General features: G+C 41.1%; 19 protein-coding genes and 1 other RNA gene. 13 read left to right on the top strand and 7 right to left on the bottom strand.

Translation table 11 applies throughout. From position 1 onward, the window contains the following. Window positions 1-137 precede the first annotated feature (137 nt). The 10 genes from thrA (at window position 138) to EZV76_RS11815 (ending at window position 9,777) form a co-directional block, all read left to right on the top strand. On the top strand, window positions 138-2,582 hold the full coding sequence (gene thrA, locus EZV76_RS11770; protein ID WP_136566761.1) for a bifunctional aspartate kinase/homoserine dehydrogenase I: 2,445 nt from the start codon (window positions 138-140) through the stop codon (window positions 2,580-2,582). 2 nt (window positions 2,583-2,584) lie between these two features. Beyond that, window positions 2,585-3,508, top strand: coding sequence for a homoserine kinase (locus tag EZV76_RS11775; protein ID WP_136566762.1), 924 nt, complete (start codon window positions 2,585-2,587; stop codon window positions 3,506-3,508). Between the two features lie 3 nt (window positions 3,509-3,511). Then, window positions 3,512-4,807, top strand: coding sequence for a threonine synthase (gene thrC / locus EZV76_RS11780; protein ID WP_136566763.1), 1,296 nt, complete (start codon window positions 3,512-3,514; stop codon window positions 4,805-4,807). Between the two features lie 102 nt (window positions 4,808-4,909). Then, on the top strand, window positions 4,910-6,001 hold the full coding sequence (gene gcvT, locus EZV76_RS11785) for a glycine cleavage system aminomethyltransferase GcvT (protein ID WP_136566764.1): 1,092 nt from the start codon (window positions 4,910-4,912) through the stop codon (window positions 5,999-6,001). Window positions 6,002-6,004: 3 nt separating this feature from the next. Continuing rightward, complete coding sequence (locus tag EZV76_RS11790; RefSeq protein ID WP_136566765.1) at window positions 6,005-6,826, top strand: sugar nucleotide-binding protein; 822 nt, start codon at window positions 6,005-6,007, stop codon at window positions 6,824-6,826. A gap of 130 nt (window positions 6,827-6,956) precedes the next feature. Beyond that, window positions 6,957-7,838 (top strand): carbohydrate-binding family 9-like protein, encoded by an 882-nt coding sequence (locus EZV76_RS11795; protein ID WP_136566766.1) that lies wholly within the window; start codon window positions 6,957-6,959, stop codon window positions 7,836-7,838. After that, on the top strand, window positions 7,822-8,109 hold the full coding sequence (locus tag EZV76_RS11800; RefSeq protein ID WP_136566767.1) for a 4a-hydroxytetrahydrobiopterin dehydratase: 288 nt from the start codon (window positions 7,822-7,824) through the stop codon (window positions 8,107-8,109). The genes EZV76_RS11795 and EZV76_RS11800 overlap by 17 nt, the downstream gene beginning before the upstream one ends. Before the next feature lie 77 nt (window positions 8,110-8,186). Next, window positions 8,187-8,897 (top strand): YebC/PmpR family DNA-binding transcriptional regulator, encoded by a 711-nt coding sequence (locus EZV76_RS11805; RefSeq protein ID WP_136566768.1) that lies wholly within the window; start codon window positions 8,187-8,189, stop codon window positions 8,895-8,897. Between the two features lie 216 nt (window positions 8,898-9,113). Then, on the top strand, window positions 9,114-9,587 hold the full coding sequence (locus EZV76_RS11810) for a hypothetical protein (protein ID WP_136566769.1): 474 nt from the start codon (window positions 9,114-9,116) through the stop codon (window positions 9,585-9,587). Then, on the top strand, window positions 9,577-9,777 hold the full coding sequence (locus tag EZV76_RS11815) for a helix-turn-helix transcriptional regulator (protein WP_136566770.1): 201 nt from the start codon (window positions 9,577-9,579) through the stop codon (window positions 9,775-9,777). The genes EZV76_RS11810 and EZV76_RS11815 overlap by 11 nt, the downstream gene beginning before the upstream one ends. 20 nt (window positions 9,778-9,797) lie before the next feature. Here the strand turns inward: EZV76_RS11815 and EZV76_RS11820 are convergent, their stop codons facing one another. The 6 genes from EZV76_RS11820 to EZV76_RS11845 are packed head-to-tail and all read right to left on the bottom strand — an operon-like array spanning window position 9,798 to window position 14,969. After that, window positions 9,798-10,343 carry a lysophospholipid acyltransferase family protein gene (locus EZV76_RS11820; RefSeq protein ID WP_136566771.1) on the bottom strand — a complete coding sequence of 182 codons (546 nt, stop codon included), beginning with the start codon at window positions 10,341-10,343 and terminating at the stop codon, window positions 9,798-9,800. Window positions 10,344-10,368: 25 nt separating this feature from the next. Continuing rightward, a complete protein-coding gene (locus EZV76_RS11825; RefSeq protein ID WP_136566772.1) occupies window positions 10,369-11,493 on the bottom strand; it encodes an iron-containing alcohol dehydrogenase family protein in 1,125 nt (374 codons plus the stop codon). Continuing rightward, entirely contained in the window at window positions 11,493-12,197 is a 705-nt protein-coding gene (locus EZV76_RS11830; RefSeq protein ID WP_136566773.1) for an HAD family hydrolase, read from the bottom strand. Before EZV76_RS11830 ends, EZV76_RS11825 begins: the two co-directional genes overlap by 1 nt. Beyond that, window positions 12,188-12,901 carry a 3-deoxy-manno-octulosonate cytidylyltransferase gene (gene kdsB / locus EZV76_RS11835; RefSeq protein ID WP_201741857.1) on the bottom strand — a complete coding sequence of 238 codons (714 nt, stop codon included), beginning with the start codon at window positions 12,899-12,901 and terminating at the stop codon, window positions 12,188-12,190. The genes EZV76_RS11830 and kdsB overlap by 10 nt, the downstream gene beginning before the upstream one ends. 40 nt (window positions 12,902-12,941) lie before the next feature. Next, window positions 12,942-13,505, bottom strand: coding sequence for a DUF4126 domain-containing protein (locus tag EZV76_RS11840; protein ID WP_136566860.1), 564 nt, complete (start codon window positions 13,503-13,505; stop codon window positions 12,942-12,944). Between the two features lie 30 nt (window positions 13,506-13,535). Further along, on the bottom strand, window positions 13,536-14,969 hold the full coding sequence (locus EZV76_RS11845) for an ATP-dependent DNA helicase (protein WP_136566775.1): 1,434 nt from the start codon (window positions 14,967-14,969) through the stop codon (window positions 13,536-13,538). A gap of 195 nt (window positions 14,970-15,164) precedes the next feature. Between EZV76_RS11845 and EZV76_RS11850 the strand changes: the two genes are divergently transcribed. From EZV76_RS11850 to EZV76_RS11860, 3 genes are read left to right on the top strand one after another with little or no spacing between them, the layout of a single operon-like run. Next, the gene (locus EZV76_RS11850; protein WP_201741858.1) at window positions 15,165-15,812 is read left to right on the top strand and encodes a hypothetical protein; all 648 of its coding nucleotides are present in this window, start codon (window positions 15,165-15,167) and stop codon (window positions 15,810-15,812) included. Beyond that, window positions 15,793-16,626: a DUF3822 family protein gene (locus tag EZV76_RS11855; RefSeq protein ID WP_236640915.1), complete on the top strand. Its 834-nt coding sequence runs from the start codon at window positions 15,793-15,795 to the stop codon at window positions 16,624-16,626. The genes EZV76_RS11850 and EZV76_RS11855 overlap by 20 nt, the downstream gene beginning before the upstream one ends. Beyond that, window positions 16,626-17,162, top strand: coding sequence for an RsmD family RNA methyltransferase (locus EZV76_RS11860; protein ID WP_136566778.1), 537 nt, complete (start codon window positions 16,626-16,628; stop codon window positions 17,160-17,162). The genes EZV76_RS11855 and EZV76_RS11860 overlap by 1 nt, the downstream gene beginning before the upstream one ends. Here EZV76_RS11860 and rnpB read toward each other — a convergent pair. After that, window positions 17,160-17,462: RNase P RNA component class A (gene rnpB / locus EZV76_RS11865), an RNA gene on the bottom strand. The genes EZV76_RS11860 and rnpB overlap by 3 nt on opposite strands. Window positions 17,463-17,479 lie beyond the last annotated feature (17 nt).

A 17,479-nucleotide genomic window follows, 5' to 3' on the forward strand; every position in this document is an offset into this window, starting at 1 on the left:
TAGTAATCTTTTATTGATGAAAACTACTTCATCTATCTTCACCGTGATTACCACCACCCCTTTGGGGTAAGTCTGCTATATATCATCCGTCCGTTTATACAATTCATTTTTTCAATATTTCATATTCATATTTCATCATGAAAGTCTTAAAATTTGGTGGCACTTCAGTAGCCAATCCAGAAAATATACGCAAGGTAAAAGCTATAGTACAAAACCTTGGAAATCAAAAATCTGCCGTTGTAGTATCCGCATTTGGAGGAGTAACAGATTTACTGCTCAATACATCAAAGTTGGCATCGGAACAAAACCAAGACTACAAAAAAACACTACAAGAAATAGAAAATAGGCACATTGGTGCTATTAAAGAACTTATTCCCGTACAAAACCAAAGTGCTGTTCTGAGTAAGGTAAAAAGTGATTTGAACGTCTTGGAAACCTTATTGGAGGGTTCCTTCCTGATTGGAGAGCTCACCCCAAAACTTTCGGATAAGATTGTAAGCTATGGCGAACTGCTTTCGGCCTACATCATCAGTGAGTTTTTTAAGTCCGAAGGTTTGGACGCCATTTTTAAAGACAGCAGGGAACTTATCATTACCGATGATAATTATGGAAAGGCCAATGTAGACTTTAAAAAAACCAATACCCACTGCAATACTTTTTTTAAGTCCAATCAACATGATGTTGTTTTATTGCCAGGTTTTGTAGCTTCAAGTGATTCCGGAGATTCCACCACTTTGGGGAGAGGTGGTTCCGACTATACCGCCGCTATCATCGCCGCGGCCGAAAATGTAGATATATTAGAGATTTGGACCGATGTAAGTGGTATGTACACTGCCAACCCAAAATTGGTAAAACAGGCAAAATGCGTTTCAAACATTAGCTATGAGGAAGCCATGGAGCTTTCACATTTTGGTGCAAAAGTGTTGTACCCCCCTACTATTCAACCGGTTTTGGGCAAGGAAATTCCCATTGCCATAAAGAACACATTCGACCCTGAAAACCCAGGAACGTTGATTGCAAAAAACAACAATGGCAATGGTAAAACCGTTCGTGGTATCAGCCATGTTGACGATATCTGCTTGCTTTCCCTGGAAGGTCCCGGTATGATCGGCATTCCCGGAATATCCAAACGCTTTTTTGAAACCCTATCGCTCAAGAACATTAGCGTGGTGCTCATTACCCAAGCCTCTTCGGAACACTCCATTTGTGTAGGAATATCGGATGACGATGCCCAAAAAGCGGAAAAAGCAGTCAATGAAGCTTTTGAATATGAAATGGCCACCAAGAAAATAAAGCCCGTTATCGTAGAAAAAGACCTTACGATTGTAGCTCTGGTGGGCGACAATATGAAAAGTCATCAAGGACTGAGCGGAAAAATGTTCAGTACCCTTGGTAAAAACAACGTAAATATCAGGGCTATTGCACAAGGAGCATCAGAACGAAACATTTCTGCGGTAATCCGAAAAGAAGATGTTAAAAAGGCACTAAACTCACTTCATGAGACCTTTTTTGAGGAAAACATCAAACAGCTCAACCTGTTTGTAATGGGAGTGGGCAATGTTGGTTCTAAATTTCTGGAACAGATACGTCAACAGAAAAAATATTTGAAGGACGAACTTAAACTCAATGTTAGGGTTATTGGAATCAGTAACTCAAGGAACATGGTGTTTAATGAGAACGGGGTTGCCCTGAATGACTGGAATACTCTTTTGTCCCAAGGTGAAAAAGCGGACAAACAGGCATTTTTTGACCGCGTAAAATTGCTGAATTTCCGCAATAGTGTTTTTGTGGACAATACGGCCAACGAAGAAGTATCAAAAAGTTACCCAGATTATTTACGGAATAGTATTTCCGTGGTTACCTGCAATAAAATTGCATGTTCTTCGGATTATGCCTACTACAAAGAATTAAAACAACTGGCCAAAAAGTACAACGCTCCCTTTCTGTTTGAAACTAATGTTGGGGCCGGACTTCCCATCATAGACACCCTAAAACATTTAATTGCATCGGGTGATAAAGTGAAGAAAATCCAAGCGGTACTTTCGGGCAGTCTTAATTTTGTGTTCAACACCTTCAATGACGCTGTTACTTTCCACGATGTGGTAAAAGAGGCTCAGGAACAGGGGTACACCGAGCCAGACCCTACCATAGATCTAAGCGGTATAGATGTTATGCGAAAGATTTTGATTCTGGCCAGGGAAAGTGGACATGAATTGAATATTGAGGACATTGAAAACGAAGCCTTTTTACCCAAAGAAAGTTTGGATACCAACTCCAATGAAGCCTTTTTTGAATCCTTGAAGAAATATGAAGCTAACTTTCAAAAAATGTATAAGGAGGCCGCAGGTGCAAACAGCAAGCTCAAATATGTAGCCCAATTTGAGGAGGGCAAGGCCAAAGTTGGACTTCAAAAGATACCAAAAGGACACGATTTTTATAATTTGGAGGGGAGCGACAACATTGTATTGTTCTTCACGGAGCGATACCCCAACCAACCCTTGATCATAAAAGGTGCCGGAGCTGGGGCAGATGTTACTGCTTCAGGTATCTTTGCGGATATCATTAGAATTGGAAACTATTGATCATGGAAGAAATCAAAGTTTTTTGCCCGGCCACTATTGCCAATGTTTCGTGCGGATTTGACGTCCTCGGTCTAGCCTTGGATTCCGTTGGGGATGAAATGGTGGTTCGTAAAACTGAAGAAAAGGTCATCCGGATCACCAAAATCAAAGGACAAGATTTGCCCTTGGAAACCAATAAAAATGTTTCTGGTGTAGCAGGTCTTGCCCTCTTGGAAAAGAGTGGTTACAATGGTGGTTTTGAGATTGAAATAGACAAGCGCATAAAGCCCGGTAGCGGTATTGGTAGCAGTGCTGCCAGTTCCGCAGGGGCGGTTTGGGCCATGAACGAATTGTTGGGAAGGCCCTTTTCCAAACTCGAACTGGTACAATTTGCCATGCAAGGCGAAAAATTGGCCAGTGATGTAGCCCATGCAGATAATGTGGCGCCCGCTATTTATGGTGGCTTCACCTTGGTTCGCAGCTATGAGCCTTTGGATATTGTTGCCATTCCCACTCCAGACGAACTTTTCGCCACGGTGATCCATCCACAAATAGAAATAAAGACATCGGATTCCAGGAAAATTTTAAAAACAACCCTATCCCTTGAAAAAGGCATAAAGCAATGGGGAAACCTAGGCGGGCTTATTGCTGGCCTCTTCCAAAGCGATTATGATTTGATCGGACGCTCCCTTCAGGATCATATTGTGGAGCCTATTCGCTCGATATTGATTCCAGCCTTTGACGACATCAAAACCAACGCAATGGCCGCTGGGGCATTGGGTGGTGGAATTTCCGGTTCCGGCCCATCCATCTTTGCGTTGAGCAAGGGAGAAAAAATAGCTCAAAATGTCGCTAAATCCATGGAAGCGACCTATAAGACCATTGGAGTTCCTTTTGACATCCATATATCGAAAGTAAATGTCCAAGGCGTTAAAAAATTAGCATAGAACATGAGGTTTTACAGTTTAAACGATTCCAACATACAAGCCACTTTTAAGGAAGCTGTGATAGCGGGCATTGCTCCGGACAAGGGTTTATATTTTCCAGAACGGATAACACCGCTATCCCCCAATTTTTTTGACAACATCGAGTCGCTTTCAAACCATGAGATTGCCTTTAAGGCCATTCAGCAGTTTGTAAGTGATGATATTCCGGATGCGGTTTTGAAAGAAATCATTGCCAATACCTTGGATTTTGATTTTCCTGTGGTGGATATCGAAGAAAATGTAGCTACGCTTGAGCTGTTCCACGGTCCAACCATGGCCTTTAAGGATGTAGGTGCCCGGTTTATGGCCAACTGCTTGGGGTATTTTTCCCAAGGCGAAACCACGGAAGTTACCGTGTTGGTGGCCACTTCCGGAGATACCGGTGGTGCTGTGGCCAATGGCTTTTTAGGGGTTGATGGTGTAAATGTGGTGATTTTGTATCCCAGCGGCAAAGTGAGCGACATCCAAGAAAAGCAATTGACCACCTTGGGGCAGAATATTGTGGCCATGGAGGTCAATGGCACGTTTGACGATTGCCAACGTATGGTGAAAGCTGCTTTTTTGGATTCGGAGATTACGGACCATAAAAAGTTGACATCGGCGAACAGCATCAATGTAGCCCGTTGGCTGCCTCAGCTGTTCTACTTTTTGTTTGCCTACAAGCAAGCCAAATCCAAAGGAAAGGAAATCGTTTTTTCGGTACCTTCTGGAAACTTTGGAAATATCTGTGCCGGAATGGTCGCCCAAAAATTGGGTATGCCCGTAAAGCACTCTGTTGCCGCTACCAACGTAAACAAAGTGGTACCCAATTTCATGCAGAAAGGAGTTTATGAGCCTATGCCTTCCATAGCTACTATTTCCAATGCCATGGATGTGGGCGATCCCAGCAATTTTGTCCGTATCAGACATTTGTACCAAGACGATTTATACACACTTCAAGGAAGTCTTTCCTCCTTTTCCTTTACCGATAAAGAGACCAGAACAGCCATGGAAAAGATCCATTCCCAAACAGGATATGTAATGGATCCACATGGTGCTGTTGGATACCTTGGGTTGAAGGAGTATCAAAAAAATCATCCAAATACCTATGGTATTTTTCTGGAAACAGCACACCCCGTAAAGTTTTTGGACGTTGTTGAAGAGACCCTGGGAATCACTCCTGAAATTCCGGCGCAAATTCAAAAGGTATTGGGCAAAACAAAAAAATCAAACAAGATTACCAATTATGAAGAGCTAAAATCTTATCTACTGGAGAATTAGAAGGTTTTGGTTTTCAATTAACAAAGGTTTGTTCAAAACAATGATCAAGATCGAAGTTGGTCTAGCCTGAAATCAATAAATTTATCCCATAAATTAATTGAAATGAAAACTACAGCATTGTACGATACCCATGTTGCCTTAGGCGCAAAAATGGTTCCCTTTGCAGGATATAATATGCCCGTTTCCTATGAGGGGGTGAACATTGAACATGAAACCGTCAGAAAGAGTGTCGGCGTATTTGATGTTTCCCACATGGGTGAGTTTTTAGTTGAAGGCCCCAAAGCTTTGGAACTCATTCAAAAAGTATCTTCCAACGATGCATCGAAGTTAAGCATTGGTAAAGCCCAATATAGCTGCATGCCCAACGAAACAGGAGGTATTGTGGACGATCTTATCATCTATCAAATAAAAGAGGAAACTTATCTTTTGGTGGTCAATGCTTCCAACATCCAAAAAGATTGGGACCATATCTCAAAATATAATGCGGCCATAGGTGCCGATATGCGAAATTTATCTGATGATTATTCGCTTTTGGCCATTCAAGGCCCAAAGGCAGTGGAGGCTATGCAATCGCTATCCTCCGTAGACCTCTCTGCCATTACATTTTACAATTTTGTAGTGGGTGATTTTGCAGGAGTGGAACACGTCATCATTTCGGCAACAGGATATACGGGTTCTGGTGGGTTTGAAATTTACTGTAAGAATTCCGAAGTCAAACAAGTATGGGACAACGTATTTAAAGCTGGTGCCGATTATGGTATCAAACCCATTGGTTTGGCGGCCCGCGACACCCTTAGATTGGAAATGGGTTATTGCCTTTACGGAAACGATATTGATGACACTACTTCGCCTTTGGAAGCTGGATTGGGCTGGATCACCAAATTCACCAAAGATTTTGTAAATAGTGATGCCTTGGCCAAAGAAAAAGAGGTAGGCCCCAAACGGAAACTCATCGCTTTTCAGATGGAGGAAAGAGGGATTCCCAGAACGGGTTATCCCATTTTGGATACTGAAGGCAATCAAATAGGAAAAGTGACCTCGGGAACCATGTCGCCATCACTTTCAAAAGGAATTGGTTTGGGCTATGTTCCGGTAGAGCACGCCAAGATAGACCAACCCATTTCTATTCAAATCCGAATCAACAAAGTGCCGGCAACCGTAGTGAAACTGCCATTTTATAAACCTTCATCGTAGCGTTTGGACAAAAAAAAGATATTGATACTGGGAGCAAGCGGTTTTGTGGGCAATGCCATATACAAAGAGCTCTGCTCCTATTTTGATACCTATGGTACCTATTGTTCCAACACTTCTTTTGCTACGAACAAGCAATTTTTGAGATATGATTTGCAGGAGGACGACATCTTTCAGGTACTTGAAAATGTACGACCCGATGTCATCATTTCAGCTTTAAGGGGAAGTTTTGGCGCCCAAATCCAAGCGCATCAACATTTGATGGAGTACTTGATGAAGTACAAGACCAAACTGTATTTTATCTCATCAGCCAATGTTTTTGACGCTTACAGCAAGTTTCCTTCCTATGAGTATGACAAGACTCTATCTGAAAGTGTCTATGGTCGTCTCAAGATCAAAATTGAGAATATGATGATGCGACTTCCGAAGGAAAAAACCGCGATTTTGAGGATTCCCATGGTCTTTGGCAATACTTCCCCCCGGGTCAGGGAAATAAAAACGAGCTTGGAGAATAACGAGGCCATTGAAGTGTTTCCCAATCTTATCATCAATGTAACCAACGATGACCGTTTGACCCAACAAATCCATTACCTGATCAACAGGAACAAAACCGGGATCTTTCATTTGGGCAGTACCGATCTTATCCATCATGAAGATTTCATCAAGGACATTATAAAGCGCATGGGCAACTATCACCCGTTGATAAAGCGGGTTTACACCACCAATGAGGATCGTTATCTCGCAGCACTTCCCAAAGACCATATGTTACCCAAAAACCTAATGATCACAAGTCAGGAAATTATTGACCACCATATTCCTGTGGATTAAGAGATTCTTTCTCTTTCTTTGGTTTCTTTCAGACTAAAATGGTAAACGAAAGAAAATATGCTTATTTTTAAGTGTGATAACCATCTAACATCAACCTTAAAAACCAACCGTGAATAAATATCGTTTTTTTTTGATCATAGCTTTGACAGGTCTTGTAACTGCCATGGGGCAAAATTCAAAGTCCAAAGAAAGCATAAGCCATCCACCTTGTAACGAGTTTGCGATTCCAAGGTATATTGCCCAAAAAATTAAAAGCCCAATTACACTTGATGGTAAACCAGATGAAGAAATCTGGCAAAAAGCAAAAAAGTCAAGGAATTTTGTAGACTTGATTTACGACACTGAGACCATACACGAAACCAAGGCGGCAGTAGTTTGGGATGATGAATACCTATATGTGGCCTATTGGGTAACCGAACCGGATGTTACGGCCACATTGACCGAACGTGATTCTCCCATATACAAAAATAATGATGTTGAACTGTTCGTTGCCGGTAAGGATGCGTATTACGAGTTTGAAATAAATTCATTCGGCACTATTTACGAAGTGTTTTTTGTTTGGGAAGATGCTTACCTGTCCCAGGGATATGACAAAGTGCCCAATCTTGGTCCCAACGCAGAGAAAAAAAGGGATTTTCGGGGAGTTGGCTACAGACATCCCAGGGGTAACCGTTATGGATTTTGGAACTGGGATCTTGAAGGGTTAAAAACCGCCGTCCATGTAGACGGAACCATAAATAAGTCTGATGATAGGGACCGGGGCTGGACTGTTGAACTTGCGCTTCCGTGGAGCAGTTTGGATATCCTGACCCGAAATAGCGATAAAACCACCCCCCCAAAAAACGGTGATGAATGGCGGATGGATTTCTCCCGTTTCAACCAATATAAAGAAGCAGAGCCCGCCAAAGATTCAGGCGGATGGGCATGGAGCAGCCACCGTGTTTGGGATTCGCATGTTCCAGAATGTTTTACCTTTATTCAATTTTCAGATACCTATGTCGAAGCGCCTTGAAAAAATAGAAATTGAAGAACGTCTTGCACAGATGCAAGGATGGACATTTGTGGATGGCTCAATCACAAAATCGTTCATATTCAAGGATTTTAAGGATGCTTTTGCCACCATGACCCGCATTGCCTTTGAGTGTGAAAAGATGAACCATCACCCTGATTGGGAAAATGTGTACAACACCCTCAACATTACATTGAACACCCATGATGTTGGAGGAGTGACCGAGAAGGATTTTAAATTGGCCCAGTTTATCGAGACTATTATTGCCTCTTGATTACGGAACTGCATTCTACCACTTGACAGGGCTTCTTTTTTTGCTAAATTTGCCCCCATCCATAAGCAAACTTTTATATGGGAAGAGCATTTGAATTTAGAAAGACACGTAAACTAAAGCGTTGGGCGGCCATGTCCAAGGCATTTACCCGAATTGGAAAAGACATCGTAATGGCGGTAAAGGAGGGTGGACCAGACCCTGACGCCAATTCAAAGCTACGTGCGGTAATTCAGAATGCCAAGGCAGTAAACATGCCCAAGGACAATATTGAGCGGGCTATTAAAAGGGCTTCGGACAAAAGTCTTGGAGACTATAAAGAGGTTTTGTTTGAAGGATATGCTCCCCATGGTATTGCCATATTGATTGAGACCGCCACGGACAACAATACCCGAACTGTGGCCAATATCCGAAGCTATTTCAACAAATGTAATGGCAGCTTGGGAACTTCCGGCTCCGTGGAATTCATGTTTGACCATACGTGTAACTTTACCATAAATGGTGAAGGATTGGATCCAGAGGAACTGGAACTGGAGCTGATAGATTTTGGCGCCGAAGAGGTTTTTGTGGATGAGGACGGGATTCATATTTACGCTCCCTTTGAAAACTTTGGGGCCATCCAAAAGGAACTGGAATCTCGGGAGATTGAAATTATTTCTTCAGGTTTTGACCGTATTCCACAGGTAACAAAGGAGCTTTCTGAGGAAGAAGCAGCCGATGTGGAAAAACTACTGGAAAAAATTGAGGAGGACGATGACGTGCAGAACGTCTTCCATAGTATGAAAGAATAGTTTATACCCTCAGGCAGCATTTTTTCAAATCCCTTGGTCCAAATTGGCTAAGGCCAGCATCACACCTTCTTGTTTTTGTTATACTTAAGTTGAAAATCAAGATTTCATGTCTAGAGGATAAAAATAACTAAAAATGTAAAGTTTATTTGTTATAATGTAAAATATACTTTACATTTAGACGTCTAATTTTCAGTTTTTAATCCAAAACTTCCTATTATGAATACTAATTATTTGCTTCCCAATAAATACAAGTCCATTGGTTGGATACTGTTTACTATAGGTATCATCAGTGGTCTGTTCTCCTACTTTATCCCGATGGAGAAAGAACCCATACAAACCAAAGTACTCTCTATTTTAAATAATTTTGCCGCTGGGCCAAATGAAATGGAATACTTTAAAATCATTGAAGCCGGGATTGGTTTTGAACTTATTCTCCTATCCATTATAATTGGAGGGTTGATAGTTGGCTTTACACGAGAAAAAATAGAAGATGAATTCACCTATAAACTTCGGAACGATTCTTTGGTTTGGGCTATTATTTTAAACTACCTTGTTTTAATTGTGTTAGTTCTTTTTGTACACAGTTTCACCTTCATTTATGTCATGACCTTAAATATCTTAACCCCATTGATATTTTTTATTTTACGCTTCAACTTTATACAATTAAGACATCGAAGTCATGAAGAATAATATTAAGGTACAGCGGGCCATTCATGACATGACTCAAGCAGATTTAGCTGAAAAGATTGGTGTGAGCAGACAAACCATAAATGCTATTGAAAAAAATAAATATGTGCCTTCCACTGTACTTTCTTTGAAAATAGCCAGGCTTTTTAGCAAACCCCTTGAAGAACTATTTTTTCTGGATGAAACGGATTAGGATTCTTATCCTTACAAATCTCAATCACTAAAACTATACTCGGGTACCCTTCCTAAGACTCCGCGATAAAATTCGTGGATTTTTTCAAAGTCCTGTTCCATATTTTCTGTTGGGTGAAAAGGTTCGGAAATTTTCACCTCTTTTTTGCCAAAATCGAAGGCTACCATTACAATAGGCACTTTGGCCTTTTGGGCAATATGGTAAAAACCCGTTCTTAATTTGTCCACTTTCTTTCGGGTACCTTCAGGGGCAAGTGCAAATCTGAAAATGGTCCTCTCGTTAAAAATTTGAACCACCCCGTCCACGGTATTGGAACTTTTGGAGCGATCTACGGGCGCACCACCAGTCCAACGAAAAAACCATCCAAAGGGAGGTTTAAACAAACTTTTTTTGCCGATATAGTTGATTTCTTGGTTCACAACCTTTCGTACCAAAAGGCCCAAGAAGAAATCCAACCAATGGGTATGTGGCACCACGATAACCACACATTTGTCCAAATCAGGAAAAAAACCATTTAGTTTCCATCCCAAAATCCTAAAATATATGAATTTGGAGAGCCGGTGCATTTTTATGTGGCAAGCTAGTTAGCTTTTATATTTTTTGGTACAGGGACTGTAATCGTTCAGGAGTCATTATTTTTTTCCATCCTTCTCCCAGCGCATTTTCCCAAAGGGGTTCCATGCCCAATGAAACATTCACCATAATATCAAAATCGTTTTGGGTGAGGTGGGAACAGATGCCTTGGGGCAATTGAATATTGTGCTTTTCCTGCATTTTTTGAAAAAGCTCTACTCCTTCGGGGTAAAACTCTTCCAAATGCTGAAACACCAAACAGTTACCAATACCGTGCTTGGTACCCAAAAGATATGAAAGTCCATAACTCATGGCATGGGCAATCCCTACTTGTGAGTAGGCAATGCTCATTCCACCGTGCCAAGAGGCCATCATCAATTTATCCCTAGATTCGCTTGCTGGTATATCTTCCAAAAATACCTCCTTACAAAGTTCCATGGCTTTTTCACCATAACTCTGACTAAATGCGTTCAAATAACTTCCTGTAAGTGATTCCACACAATGGATAAAACAGTCCATTCCCGTAAAAAACCATTGTTCCTTGGGAACTGTTATAGTGAGGTCTGGATCAAGGACAACTTGATCATAGGTTGTATAATCGGAATTGATTCCCAATTTTTTTTCTGGTCCCAATAAAACCGTAGTTCTTGAAACTTCGGCACCTGTACCGCTTATAGTAGGAATCCCAACATGATATACGGAAGGTCTACTGACCAAGTCCCAACCTTGATAATCTTTGGCCATACCATTATTGTTGAGCAAAATGGAAACGGCCTTGGCCAAATCCAAAAGTGTACCCCCTCCAATTCCAATAATTCCGGATGGGGATTCATCGAACCTATCTTTTATAAGGGCCACCAAAGCATCCACTTGTGCCGTTTTGGGTTCTTCTTCGGCAGAAACAAAAATAATTTCATCATTGAACATCAAGGGAATCTTGGATACAAACTCCTTGTTCTCAAAAAAGTCATCCACCAAAAAGATAAATGGTGCGTCTGAGTTCTTTCGTTTGGGCAATAAAATTTCTTCCAATTGGGAAAAACTACCTTGTCCAAACACCACTCTGGGCACCATAGGAAAATTGCGGTATGTTTTTTTGTTTGATGTGATTACGTCTTTTTTCAAATCGCTACGAATCTTCATTAATCCAATAAATACTTTAAAATATCCTTGATGCTATTAAGCTTCAAGTGGTCGTTCACCTGTTCCGTTTCTGCTACCATCTCGTGTATCCAAGTGGTATGGAAAGGAACATGGACTGCTTTTGCCCCAATATTCAATATAGGCAATACATCCGATTTTAAGGAATTCCCTATCATCAAAAATTCATCGACATTTATCTTGAGATGTTCCAATAGATTGCTATAGTTGGCTTCTTTTTTTTCACTAAGTACCTCTACATGATGAAAGTACTTTGATAGGCCGGATTTTTCCAATTTTCTTTCTTGATCCAATAGATCGCCCTTGGTTAGTACGATCAACCTGTATTTACCCTCAAGCTTGGAAAGCACCTCCTCTACCCCATCCAACAATTCTACGGGGTGGGCAATCATTTTTTTACCCAAATTGAGTATTTCCGATATAGTCTCCTGGGAAACTTTGCCGTTGGACAAATCCAAAGCAGATTCTATCATGGACAACATAAATCCTTTAATACCATATCCGTAAAGGTCCAAGTTATCCATTTCCATCTTAAAGAGCTCTTGGTCTACCTTGTTCTTAGTCTCGTACTCCTCCAGGAGTTCGGCAAAACGTTCTTCGGTTTCCCGAAAATAGGTCTCGTTCACCCAAAGGGTGTCATCCGCATCAAATCCAACTACTTTTATGTTTCCAAAATCTATTTCCATGCTTTAATAGCTCTTTCCAAATCTTCAGGGGTATCAATTTCTATACCAGTTACATGGGTTTCCACCATTTTTATTTTTTTTCCATATTCCAAAAAGCGGATGGCCTCAATTTTTTCTTTTGCCTCCAAAGGCAGCATGGGCAGTTTCTTAAAATCCATCAATGCCCTTTTTCTAAAGGCATAAATGCCCTTGTGTTTGTAATAAGTGGCTTCCACCTCTTTATCCCTTGGATAGGGTATGGGGGAACGTGAAAAATACAATGCGCAATTTTGGTTGTCCACAATCACCTTGACTGTATTGGGATTGGAAATTTCTTCCCAATCGGTTATTGGGGTCATCAATGAAGCCAAATCTATCTCTTTTTTTTCATCCTTGTTGAACACTTCTATGATCTTTTCCAAACTTTCGCCGTCTATAAAAGGTTCATCTCCCTGCACATTGATCACAATATCCACATCCATATCTTCCACTGCCTCTGCGATTCTATCGCTTCCACTTTCATGTTTTTGTTTGCTCATAATGACCTTTCCCCCAACTTCTGAGACCACTTTGGAGATAATGTCACTATCGGTTACTACATACACCTCATCAAAAAGTCCTGTGTTCACCGCAGCCTCATACGTTCTGAGGATAACAGGTTTGCCCTGTAGGTCCTGCATAAGTTTTGCGGGGAATCTAGAGGCCTGATATCGGGCCGGAATCATGGAAATTATCTTCACTACTTTAAGGTTTTTTGATTGATTGTTATTTTTTTGGGCGCATTTTTCTGTAAATCCGAAAAATGACCACAAGAATGATGATCACAAGAATTGCTGCAATTGGTGGGGCCAAAATAGAAGCTGTGGAAACGGCCACCGCCGTTCCTGTCTCCAAGGTAGATACAATAGGGTTGGCCACTCCTCCTGTAGTTGTGGTGGATGCCATTCTTCCTGCGGCATTGGCGCCTTTTATGGCTGTTGCGGTTCCTCCCCCTGCAATAATGGCCAAAGACCAAGTAACTACGGGATCCAAATTGGCCACGGTAGATACCATCACCGCCGTTCCGGCAATCCCAGCCAAGGGTACTGCCAAACTATCCAAAACATTGTCCACCCATGGAATAAAATATGCGAATATCTCAACAAGTGTTGCCACCCCCAAGGTAATCAGGGCTGCCAAGCTACCAATCCACTGCCAGCTTTCATTGAGTTCCCAAACATTTAAATAGGCTGCCAAACTAAGGGCAAAAAGTGGAAGAAATACCCTAAACCCAACGGAAGCCGCTAGGCCAATACCCAAGAATATACTTATAATTGTATCTGGTTCAATGTTCATGGTATTGACTAAAATAGCGTATTCCTAGTCAAGAAAAAAATCATCCTTGAATCCAATTAGAAAGAGTTGACGTTTGGCCCTTGTAACCGCTGTGTACAACCATCTTAAATAATCTTTGTCCACCCCATTGGGCAAATAAGGTTGTTCCACAAAAACTGTATCCCACTGACCTCCCTGGGACTTATGACAAGTAATCGCGTAAGAAAATTTAACCTGAAGGGCATTAAAAAAACGGTTGTTCTTTACCCCAAGGAACTTTTTATATTTTGATTTCTCATGTGCATAATCCTTCATGACCTCTTGATACAGTCTATTACCATCTTCATAGGAAAGTGATGGTGTCTCGGAATTGATGGTATCCAAGAGGAGAACTGTTTCAAAAGGTTTCTGATTGGGATAATCCACCATCTTTACCTTCACCTCGGCAAATTTAAAACCATACAGTTCTTTTATCGACATTAACTCCAAAATCTCAATAATATCGCCATTGGCAATAAATCCAGCTTCCGAATTGGGTCGCAACCAAAAGTAATTGTTCTTCACCACCATCATGTAGTCTCCAACAGCAATTTCATGGTCCAGAAAGAGTATGCGTTCCCTAATATTCTGATTGTACAGATTGGCACGCTTGTTTGAACGGACTATGATGGCAGTTTCTTCTTTCCCGTGTTCATGGTAGGAACTGTCTATGGCTTCCTGAATTTCTGTACCATCTACAAGCCTAATGACATCCGTGAATGGGCCTATCTCAAATTTAAATTCATCGAAAAAATGACTTTGCAATTGCTCTCGTAGGTTGGTCGCATTGTGTAAAATTCCAGAGTCATCGGTTTGCCGCATCACCTCATCCAATTCCATACAATTCACTTCCTTATCATAATTAAGGGATAACCGATTTTCATCAAGGGCAGGGCTCAATTCCAATTTCACCGGTGGCAACTGGGCCGTATCCCCTATCAATACCAACTTGCAATTATGACCCGAATGCACATAAAATATAAGGTCGTCCAACAAAGAACCATTTTCAAAAAGTTTGGAATCTGCTGGACTATCGGGTATCATGGAGGCTTCATCCACGATAAACAAGGTATTCCTATGCTTGTTGGGGGCCAACACAAATTGTATGCCGCCACCCGACTGTTTCTTTGGAAAGTATATCTTCTTATGAATAGTAAAAGCTTGATTTCCAGAGTAAACCGACATTACCTTGGCTGCACGCCCTGTAGGTGCCATGAGCACTGCACTTTTCTTTATCTTCCAAAGACTACTCACAATGGTGGCCACTATGGTCGTTTTTCCCGTACCTGCAAACCCCTTAAGCAGGAAAACTTCGTCCTTTTTATCACTCAATACAAACTGAGCCAATTTGGTCAGGGCCAATTCCTGTTTTTGGGTAGGAATATGGGGAAACTTTTCGGTTAGAATTGCTAAAAATTTTGGTACTGTGGGATGGTCCATGAACGACTAAAGTAAGCATGGATTTTTAAAGCAAAAAGTTTCGTGATTAAAAAAAAATTGTAGATTTGTCTGTAACCACTAAATTAACTTAGAAAGACAGAAGCAGATATGTTAAACTTAATCCTTATCGTTGTATTGATTGCCCTTCTGACCATAGGGCTTGTATTCTTGATTGACAGATTTTTACCTCAAAAAATAAAGCCTGTTCTCGTTATTGCCTTTGGTCTTTTGAGCATTTTCCTTGGTTATAAAATTTACCAATCCATCAATGCACCCATTGAATTTAACAAAATAAGAAAAGAAAGATTTTCCCAGGTAATTGCCAAACTTAAGGACATCAGGGATTCCCAAGAAGCATATAAAACCGTTAATGGAAGGTACGCAGGTGATTTCAACAGCTTAATTCAATTCATAGATACCGGCAGCTATACAATCACTTCCCAAAAGGATTCTTCCTTCATGAGATTTGACAAAACATATCAGATTGAACTTCAGCAAGATACCATCATCATCGACACCCTTGGACAGGTAAAGGTGAAAGATTCCTTGTTTGGAGCCGATAACCGGTACAAGACTATGATGGACGTTCCTTTTGCCCAAAACGGAGAAAAGTTCGAAATGAAAGCGGCCATTATTGATAAGAGTGGATATAAAGCTCCTGTTTTTGAAGCCAAAGTGAAGAAAAATGTTGTTCTGTATGACCAACCCAAGGATTTATTGGATAGAGAAAATTCGCACCAGAGTGTAGAAGAGGTCAACGGTACAGAGATTAAAGTAGGTTCACTTACCGATGTAAGCACAAATGGTAACTGGCCCCCTATCTATGACAGAAAAAACAACTGATATAACACAGTCGAAGAAAAATAACACCTTTAGAAAATTGTCCATTCAAGTCGGCTTGAATGGACTTTCTTTTTGTGTTTTGGACACTATTTCCAAAAAGATATTGGCTTTTGAAAAAATAGCGTTCAAAACACCTTCCACTCCCTATCTCATGTTAAAGGAGTTAAAGGGGATGTTCGGTCAAAAGAGTAAAATTGGGAATGAGTTTTCCGAAGTGGTGGTCATCCATAAGAACAATATGTTCAGTTTGGTACCCAAACCGCTCTTCAATACCGATGAACTGCCCAACTATTTAAAGTTCAATGCCAAGATTATGGCCAATGACCTTATTGCCCATGATGAAGTTCCCAATCAGGACATTGTCAATGTCTATGTACCTTATACCAACATCAACAATTACATTTTTGACCTTTTTGGTGAGTTTGAATTCAAACATAGCGGTACGGTCCTCATCAATACATTATTGAACCAAAACAGAGTTTCCAACCAACCCGTTTGCTACATTCAGGTGTCCGAAAAGGATATGGAAATGATGGTGGTTTCCGAAAAAAAGTTGCTTTTTTATAATCAGTTTGAGTACAAAACAAAGGAAGACTTTTTGTACTACCTGCTTTTTAGTCTGGAACAGTTGCAAATAGATTTGACGAAAATCCAATTAAAGCTTTTTGGAAGCGTAGAAGAAGGGGACGGTATTTACGAATTGTCGCGAAACTATATTGAACATGTATCGGTTTTTGTTCCAGGGAACTTGTCCTTCCCTTTTGAGCAACTGGCAGACGAAACCATTGACTTCTCCATACTCAGCACGCTCTAATGCGAATTATCTCTGGAAAATATAAAGGGAAACGCATAACAGCTCCTAAAAAACTTCCCGTACGTCCTACCACGGATATGGCCAAGGAAGGGCTTTTCAACATCCTTAACAATCGCTTTTATTTTGATGGACTTAAGGTGTTGGATCTCTTTTCCGGGACCGGGAACATCAGTTTTGAATTTGCATCACGGGATGCTGGCGAAATATTGGCCGTGGACAGTTTTGCCGGCTGTGTACATTTCATCTCTAAAACAGCCAAGGAAATGGACCTATCCATTATCCCCATTAAGGCCGATGTATTTAAATTTTTACAGCGAACTTCGGATACCTTTGATATCATATTTGCTGACCCTCCATACGATTTTGAAGAGGACAAATTTTTAAATATTGCCCATTTGGTTTTTGAAAGACAACTACTACTTGAAGATGGCCTTTTGGTCATTGAACATTCAGATAAGACCAATTTGTCCCATCATCCCCATTTTTCAGAAAGTCGAAAATACGGAGGAAGTGTGTTCAGCTTTTTTGAAGCTTAAAAAAGCAGGCCATAAGCCGGATTCTGTCGAGCCTTACCATTTATCTAGACTTTTGGTTGCCCAAAAGCTCTAACCGCCTACCCTCCAACTTGGGCGTGCAGCCCTCAAGCATTGGTTTACATGGCGTTTCACCGCATAGAGTTTACCTGATTTCACTACAGCCGAACTGTACTTGCTTTCTGTTGCACTGGTCCTCGCCTTTCGGCGGACGGGCGTTACCCGCTATGCCGCACTATGGTGTCCGGACTTTCCTCTTCAGCCTTGGTTACCCAAAACCGCAGCGGTAAGGTGGCCTGCTGGCGGCAAAGGTAACTTAA

The organism is Flagellimonas alvinocaridis, assembly GCF_004916895.1.
Taxonomy (GTDB): Bacteria; Bacteroidota; Bacteroidia; order Flavobacteriales; family Flavobacteriaceae; genus Flagellimonas; species Flagellimonas alvinocaridis.

Coding starts and splice junctions, on each gene's coding strand:
- thrA (WP_136566761.1), top strand. CDS start 138: ATGAAAGTCTTAAAATTTGGTGGCACTTCAGTAGCCAATCCAGAAAAT.
- EZV76_RS11775 (WP_136566762.1), top strand. CDS start 2,585: ATGGAAGAAATCAAAGTTTTTTGCCCGGCCACTATTGCCAATGTTTCG.
- thrC (WP_136566763.1), top strand. CDS start 3,512: ATGAGGTTTTACAGTTTAAACGATTCCAACATACAAGCCACTTTTAAG.
- gcvT (WP_136566764.1), top strand. CDS start 4,910: ATGAAAACTACAGCATTGTACGATACCCATGTTGCCTTAGGCGCAAAA.
- EZV76_RS11800 (WP_136566767.1), top strand. CDS start 7,822: ATGTCGAAGCGCCTTGAAAAAATAGAAATTGAAGAACGTCTTGCACAG.
- EZV76_RS11805 (WP_136566768.1), top strand. CDS start 8,187: ATGGGAAGAGCATTTGAATTTAGAAAGACACGTAAACTAAAGCGTTGG.
- EZV76_RS11810 (WP_136566769.1), top strand. CDS start 9,114: ATGAATACTAATTATTTGCTTCCCAATAAATACAAGTCCATTGGTTGG.
- EZV76_RS11815 (WP_136566770.1), top strand. CDS start 9,577: ATGAAGAATAATATTAAGGTACAGCGGGCCATTCATGACATGACTCAA.
- EZV76_RS11820 (WP_136566771.1), bottom strand. CDS start 10,343: ATGCACCGGCTCTCCAAATTCATATATTTTAGGATTTTGGGATGGAAA.
- EZV76_RS11825 (WP_136566772.1), bottom strand. CDS start 11,493: ATGAAGATTCGTAGCGATTTGAAAAAAGACGTAATCACATCAAACAAA.
- EZV76_RS11830 (WP_136566773.1), bottom strand. CDS start 12,197: ATGGAAATAGATTTTGGAAACATAAAAGTAGTTGGATTTGATGCGGAT.
- kdsB (WP_201741857.1), bottom strand. CDS start 12,901: ATGATTCCGGCCCGATATCAGGCCTCTAGATTCCCCGCAAAACTTATG.
- EZV76_RS11845 (WP_136566775.1), bottom strand. CDS start 14,969: ATGGACCATCCCACAGTACCAAAATTTTTAGCAATTCTAACCGAAAAG.
- EZV76_RS11855 (WP_236640915.1), top strand. CDS start 15,793: ATGACAGAAAAAACAACTGATATAACACAGTCGAAGAAAAATAACACC.
- EZV76_RS11860 (WP_136566778.1), top strand. CDS start 16,626: ATGCGAATTATCTCTGGAAAATATAAAGGGAAACGCATAACAGCTCCT.